Source organism: Mesorhizobium sp. M2A.F.Ca.ET.039.01.1.1, assembly GCF_003998035.1.
Classification (GTDB): Bacteria; Pseudomonadota; Alphaproteobacteria; order Rhizobiales; family Rhizobiaceae; genus Mesorhizobium.
In genome coordinates, this window is record NZ_RZRY01000413.1 from 1 (window position 1) to 5,655 (window position 5,655).

Genomic DNA, 5,655 nt, shown 5'->3' on the forward strand with positions numbered 1-5,655 from the left:
TGATGAAGCAGGGTGTTCATGAGCAGTTCGGTCTGAGCGCGGGCTTCAGCCATTTTCACAACGGCTTCCTGACCGCGATGGTCGAAGCCGGGCTGCTCGGGGGGCTGGCGCTAGCCTCGATTTTCATCGTTGCCGCATGGAACGCGGCAAGGACGCTGCGCCTCAGCGTCGATCCGGTGGAGCGGTTCGGCGCGACGATGGTCCTTGTCGCGGTCATCACCTATCTCATCGGCGGAATGGCCGGCATCCTCGTCGGCCACGACATTCTCGACGCGACGCTGATGGTGTTCCTGGTTTCCGGAACCTACCTTGCGTCCGGGCGGACGGTGGCGCCGACCGGCAAAGACGCGCCTGCGGTGGCGCCGGGCGCCAGCCGGCAACCATGAAGGTCCTGGTCACCGGCGCGACAGGCTTCATCGGGCGCCGGGTCGTCGGCCGGTTGCGCCAAGCCGGATTCGACATACGGACCGCTTCGCACCTGCCGCAGCGGCTGGCAGGCGCGGACGATGCCGTCGCGCTGCCCGGCGCCGATGCGCCCCAGGAAGCCTATCTGGCGTTGATGCGCGACGTGACGCATGTCGTCCACTGCGCGGCGCTCAACAATGATCGCGGCGCCGGCGAGGCCGACTTGCGGGCTGTCAACGCGACACTGACCGGGCGGCTCGCCCAGGCGGCCGCCAAGCGCGCCGAAGGGCGCTTCATCTATCTCTCCTCGATCCGCGCCGTCGTGGCGGCCGATTTCAGCGGCACGATCGACGCGGCCACGCCCCCTGCCCCGCGATGCGCCTATGGGCGTTCCAAGCGCGAAGGCGAAATCGCAATGCTGGAGGCTTTTGCGACCGCCGGACATGCGGGCGCGACGGCGCTGCGGCTGCCGCCGGTCTATGGCGAAGGCATGAAGGGAAATCTGCGCGGGCTGATGCGTCTCGCAGCCACCGGCCTGCCGCTGCCCGCAGCCGCCTTGACCGCGGTTCGTTCGCTGGTCTCGCATGACGCGGTGGCTGGCGCCGTGACGCATCTCCTGGCCCGTCCGACGCCGCCGCGCCCCACCTATGTGCTGGGCGATGCCTCGCCCGTCGCTATGGCCGAAATCATCACCGCGTTCCGGCGCGGATACGGCCGGCCAGCCCGGCTGGTGCCCATGCCGGCCTGGCCGTTCCGGCTGCTGGCGACGCTCAGTGGCCGACAAGCGTCGTGGCAGGCTTTGGTGGCGACGCAGGTCTGCGATTCGTCGCTGCTGGCCTCGGAAGGCTGGATGCCGGAAGCCGACACGCTCGGCCGGCTCGAGGAACTGGCGCGGCAGGCCGGTTAATTCCAGCGCAGGCGGTTTCCGCCCAAACCAGGAGCGTTTCATCGTTTCGGCGTCACGCTCTATGCGCGGTAGAACGTGCCCAGCAATATCCTGATATCCAGGCGAATCGTGGCAGCCTGGACGTAGGCCGCGTCGGTCTCGGCGCAGCGTTTTGGATCCGACATGTCGATCCCCTTGATCTGCGCCAGCCCGGTTATGCCCGGAAGTGCGGCAAGCACGCCCAGTTGCTTGCGCCGTTCGATCAGTTCCGTCTGCGTCGGCAGGCACGGACGCGGTCCCACCAGGCTCATCTCGCCCTTGAGCACGTTCCAGAGCTGCGGCAACTCGTCGATCTTGGTTGCGCGCAGCACCTTGCCCACCGCGGTGACCGAATTGGCCGGCGCCTGGTGGGTCGGCAAGGAGGGGGTGTCGCGACGCATCGTGCGCAGCTTGCGGCAGGAAAAGAGGGTTCCTTCCCGGCCGACGCGGGTCTGCGAGAAGATGGCCGGGCCGGCCGACGTCGCCCGGATCGCCAGCATCGCGACCAGCACGATCGGCGACGTTAGCGCCAGCATCACCGCCCCGACAACCAGATCAAGGACCCGCTTTGCCGTCACGGTTCAGATCCGGCGCGAAAGGAAAGCAAGGTAAAGCCCGAGCGTGCCCATCAATGTCTGCCGGTAGACGCCGCTTTTGCCGAGCAGGCGGAAGCGCCTGAAGGTGCTGCCCTTGCGCGCCCTGATGAACAGGCGAAGGCAGAGTGCGGGATCGGGCGCGATGAGGTCGCGGTTGACGGCAAGGCCCCTGAGATTGCTGTCGGTCCAGGTGGCGAACTGGCCCTGAAACAGCCGTCCGAGCCGTGAAAGCCTTGCCTTCCACGAGACATTGGCGCCGACGAGGTTCGCCGCGTGCTGCCGGTATCTGACCAGCGGCCGCGGCTCGTAGCGGACCTTGCCGCCGGCGGCGGTGACGATGAGATAGGCCCACCAGTCATGGCTGACGAATTCGGTCCTTGCCGATGCTTTCGCCAGGAGGTCGCGCGCCTTGCGGTTGAAGAGCATGGTGTTGCCGCCGGCGATGCTTTGCACCAGCGCGTTGCGGAAAGACGGCGGGCGGCGAAACAGCGGCGAATAGCCTGCTGGGATGCCGGCCTCCGAAATGGTCGCCGTGCGCGAGCAGAACAGGAGCGGCATGTCGCTATTCTCTCCCTCCATCCAGCGGATGGCGCTCTCCAGCCGATCCGGCTCCCAGATGTCGTCCTGGTCGCAAAAGGCATAGTAATCGGCATCGATGCGGGGATCGATGATCATCGAGCGGAAATTGGCGGCGAAACCCTTTCGCGGGCCTTCCACCAACGTAACGGAGCCCTTGTTCCAGCGGGATCGCCAAGCCTCGACGATTGCGACCGTGGCGTCCGTCGAGCCATCGTCGGAAACCCACAGATCGACCGCGGGCCAGGACTGCGCGAAAAGTGATTCCAATTGCTCGCCGATGAATGCCGCGCCATCCTTCGTGCCCATGAGGACGGCCACGCGCCGAACTTTCGCGGTCACGGTGTCTGAACCCGCGGGCGCATTCGAACGGGCTTCAACGGCCGATTTCGGGCGGGTGGCACTGCTCTAACCGATCTGTGCGGCCGTTTTCGGCACAGCCTGGCCGTGCGCGCCGAGGTCTGCCTCGGCCTGGTATAAGCCGCCCAAGACGGCAAGCGCCGCGGCCTTGTCGCGATCGTGCATCGCGGCCACCAGCGCCGGCAGCGCGGCCTCGATCCTGGACCATTGCACGACGTCGCTCCTGAGGCCGAAGATCTTGGCGATGTCGAGCTTGACGACCTCTTCATTCTCGCCATGCAGCGTCTCGTGCAGCTTCTCGCCGGGCCTGATGCCGGTGAAGCGGATCGGAATGTCGGTGTAGGGGCTTTTGCCGGCCATGCGGATCATGGTCTCGGCGACTTCGAGGATCGGCACTGGCTTGCCCATGTCGAGCATGTAGATGGCGTAGTCGTCCTTGCCCTGACGCTGCTCGGCATCCGCGGCCGACATGATGACCAGATCGACCGCCTCGGCCACGGTCATGAAATAGCGGGTCATGCGCCGGTCGGTGATGGTGACTGGGCCGCCGGCCTCGATCTGCGCCTGGAAGATGGTCGCCACCGAGCCATTGGAGCCGAAGACATTGCCGAAGCGCACGGCGATGAACTTGGTGCCGGAACGATGCGCGCTTGAGAGGCCGGCCCCATGACCGTTCGCCGCGGCGGCATGCAAGGATGATGGCGCGGCATGGGCCTCATGCAGCGAGGAGACGATCTGCTCTGCCGCCCGCTTGGTGACGCCGAGCACCGAAGTCGGGGCGACGGCCTTGTCGCTGGAGATCAGCAGGAATTGCGGCACCCCGCATTCGGCGGCGATCTCGGCGCAGGCGAGCGTGCCGAAGACATTCGTCTCGATCGCCGCTTCCCAGTTCTCTTCCAGCAGCGGCACGTGCTTCAGCGCCGCGGCATGAAAGAGGATCGCGGGTTTGAACTCGCTGACGAGACGCATCATGTGAGGCCGGTCGGTGACGTCGACGATGCGGCTCGTCAGCCGGTCGCGGTGCTTCTCGTCCATCAGCTGATCGAGCTGGAAAATGCCGAATTCGGAATTGTCGGCCACCAGCACCGACTCGGCGCCCAGCTCCAGCGCGCGCTTGACAAGCACGCGGCCGATGGAGCCAGCGCCACCGGTGACCATCACCCGCTTGCCGGCGACGAAGGCGCCGATGCGCGTCGTGTCGGTGGCAACCGCCGAACGGCGCATGATGGTTTCCATCTCGACGGTGTCGAGAACCAGCCTGCCGCCCTGCCCCAGCTCCGACAGGCCGGAGAACTGGACGACGGCGATGCCGCTGTGGCGGGCGACGCGCACCAGCTCGGCATAGTCCTCGATGTCGCGCTCGGCGCCATTGCCGAAAATCAGGAGATCGAGGTTTTCCGTGCCCTTGACATAGTCCTCCAGCACCTCGACCAGGCGCGGCCGAAGCGCCACGACCGGGACGCCCTGGATCCGGGCGCCGAGCGGCGCCTCGCTCTCGGTCGCCATGATGCCGGCGATGGCGTATTCGGCCGGCACGGACGTGCGCGTAAAGCGGACGATCACGTCGGCCTCGCTCAACCGGCCGATGAACAGCGCCTGCTTGATCGAAGGGTCGCTGGCAGCGCGGCGCAAGATGCGCCAAGAGGCGCCGTCGCGGAGAAAGCGATAGTAAAGTCTAGGCGCCGAAATGATGGTGAAGGAGACCAGGAAAAAGACGATGAACTGGCGCTCGTTGAGGCCGGCGACCGGCTGAAAAAAGGAGCGGAAGGCGACCGCAGCCAGATAGAGGACGATAGTCAGGCTGCCGCAGCCCTTGAGGATGTTGAAGAAATCGGGCGTGGAGGCAAAGCGCCAGACGGTGCTGTAGAGGCCGCTAGCGCGAAACAGCAGATGGGCGACGAGCACGATGACCGCCCAGCAGGCCAGCCCGCCGGTGGAGAAGGCATCGAAGGAAAGCCTCGACTGAGAAAGCGTGAGGCTGAGCGCCACCGAGACCAGAACCATGACGAGGTCCTGAACCATGATGATGGCGCGCCGCATCTTCGGTCGAATGCCCGATACGGCTTCTACATAGGCGGTCATTGGGTAGTACTGAACTCCAGGCGTAGGGACACTCTATCAGAACCGCGCAGGACAAAACATCGTCCGCCGCCACTCTGGATTGCAAATCCCCAACCCCGTCGCCCAATTATCGCCTTAGCGCGGAGCGAGCGGGAGGGCCAGAGGTTTTTTGGGCGGATATCATCTTGCTGACGATTTGTCTCAAAGCAGCAACGACTCAGACTGGACTGTTATTCTTCAGGAAAACTGCCGCAGCATCCAACAGATTCTGCTAATGGAAATCATAGCATGACGATCCGGCTTCACTAAGCCGCAGCGCGCTGCCATAAGCTTGTCGCAATAGCTATGAAAGAGGTGTAGGGGGGCGTGCGGGGCGAGAGGCGAATCACCGGAACAAAAACTGTGACACCACGACTATGATCTCGGTACTGAATGGCGCCCTCGACGACATCTCCCGAACCATGAAGCTGCGAAGGGTATGGATTGCCCTGGCTCATGAGGATATCGGAGACCAGCATCGGCGCACCACGCTCGGACCACTTTGGCTTCTCGTCAACTATCTTGCCTTCGCGGGAACATTCGTTTTCGTGTTTCAACCGATTGGCAAGGATGCGGCAGGCTATGGCGCCTACGTCGCCATCGGCCTTATGGTGTGGTTTTACCTCATGGAGATCATCTCCCTGAGCGTCCCACTCTTCAAGCGCGAAGAGAGCTTCATCGAAGGTACGACGC

The 5,655-nt window shown here is 64.6% G+C and carries 4 protein-coding genes and 2 pseudogenes; 3 read left to right on the forward strand and 3 right to left on the reverse strand.

Annotated elements, in window-relative coordinates; genetic code table 11:
• Together EOA24_RS25420 and EOA24_RS25425 are read left to right on the forward strand one after the other, a co-directional pair.
• Positions 1-386, forward strand: a pseudogene (locus EOA24_RS25420) (O-antigen ligase family protein); the annotation flags it as partial.
• A complete protein-coding gene (locus EOA24_RS25425) occupies positions 383-1,312 on the forward strand; it encodes an NAD-dependent epimerase/dehydratase family protein (protein WP_126078432.1) in 930 nt (309 codons plus the stop codon). The pseudogene EOA24_RS25420 and the gene EOA24_RS25425, both read left to right, overlap by 4 nt.
• Positions 1,313-1,371: 59 nt before the next feature.
• Here the strand turns inward: EOA24_RS25425 and EOA24_RS25430 are convergent, their stop codons facing one another.
• From EOA24_RS25430 to EOA24_RS25440, 3 genes are all read right to left on the reverse strand, one after another.
• Positions 1,372-1,908, reverse strand: a complete 537-nt coding sequence (locus EOA24_RS25430) for a sugar transferase (protein WP_281059896.1) — start codon at positions 1,906-1,908, stop codon at positions 1,372-1,374.
• A 3-nt stretch (positions 1,909-1,911) separates the two neighbouring features.
• Positions 1,912-2,844 (reverse strand): glycosyltransferase family 2 protein, encoded by a 933-nt coding sequence (locus EOA24_RS25435; protein WP_281059897.1) that lies wholly within the window; start codon positions 2,842-2,844, stop codon positions 1,912-1,914.
• 66 nt (positions 2,845-2,910) lie between these two features.
• Complete coding sequence (locus tag EOA24_RS25440; protein WP_126078434.1) at positions 2,911-4,944, reverse strand: nucleoside-diphosphate sugar epimerase/dehydratase; 2,034 nt, start codon at positions 4,942-4,944, stop codon at positions 2,911-2,913.
• 395 nt (positions 4,945-5,339) lie between these two features.
• Here EOA24_RS25440 and EOA24_RS25445 point away from each other — a divergent pair.
• Positions 5,340-5,655: pseudogene (locus EOA24_RS25445) on the forward strand (ABC transporter permease); the annotation flags it as partial.